The organism is Nocardioides sp. CPCC 206348, assembly GCF_048654705.1.
Classification (GTDB): Bacteria; Actinomycetota; Actinomycetes; order Propionibacteriales; family Nocardioidaceae; genus Nocardioides.
Window position 1 is genome coordinate 15,769 of record NZ_JBMCZA010000099.1, and the last position, 829, is coordinate 16,597.

2 protein-coding genes are annotated in these 829 nt (G+C 68.2%); one reads left to right on the forward strand and one right to left on the reverse strand.

What is annotated here, in order from left to right; genetic code table 11:
- Window positions 1-540: TetR/AcrR family transcriptional regulator (locus ACOADB_RS05070; RefSeq protein ID WP_378596854.1), on the reverse strand; the 540-nt coding region annotated here is incomplete at its 3' end.
- Between the two features lie 77 nt (window positions 541-617).
- On the opposite strand from ACOADB_RS05070, the gene ACOADB_RS05075 reads away from it, so the two are divergent.
- Window positions 618-829: twin-arginine translocation signal domain-containing protein (locus ACOADB_RS05075; protein WP_378596855.1), on the forward strand; the 212-nt coding region annotated here is incomplete at its 3' end.

The following is an 829-nucleotide window of genomic DNA, read 5'->3' on the forward strand; positions in this document are numbered from 1 at the left end:
GGTGAGGCGCACCATCACCTCGGCCACCAGGTCGACATCGACGTCCGCGCCGATCTGGCCGGCCCGCTGCTCGTGGCGCAGCTGGCCCGCGACGAACTGCGACACCGTCGCGAGTGTGCGGCCCGTGGTCTCGAGCAGCGGCACGAGTGTCTGGGGTTCGGCCACCATCAGTCCACCGATCAGGGCGTTGCCCCGGATCGCACGCAGCGAGCTGACGAAGCCGAGCACGACCCGGTCCTGGGCCGTCTCGGCCGAGGCGATGTCGATGCGGAACTGGTCGAGGTAGCGGCGGAACTCGCGCAGCACGACCTGCTCGACCAGCGCCTCCTTGGAGCTGACCCGGCGGTAGACGGTGATCCGCGAGAGCCCGGCACGGCGCGCGACGTCGTCCATGGTGGTCCGCTGGATGCCGTGGCGGGAGAAGAGCTCGGACGCCGCGTCCAGCAGGTCTGCATTCGCTTCGTCGGCGGCCATCGACGCGGCAACGTCGGCGAAAGCACGTTCGAGCAGCGATTCGACCGCGTCAACCACTGGTTCCACTCCCATCGTTCGTGATACACAGATACTCACGTCGTACCATCGTACCAATGCCGATCGAGGAGCGTCCGATGCAAGGGTTGAGCAGGCGGAGTCTGTTGCGCGGCAGCAGCGCCCTCGGAGCGGCAGGGGCCTTCGGCATCATCATGCCCGCAGCGGCGTGGACCTGGTCACCGACGTCATCGGTCATCGGGACGGGATCCGGCCTGGATCCGCGACAGGTCTGGGACGACGAGGCCGACACCCTGGTGGCTGCGCTCTTCGCGCGAGGAGAGGTCGACCGGGTCAACGA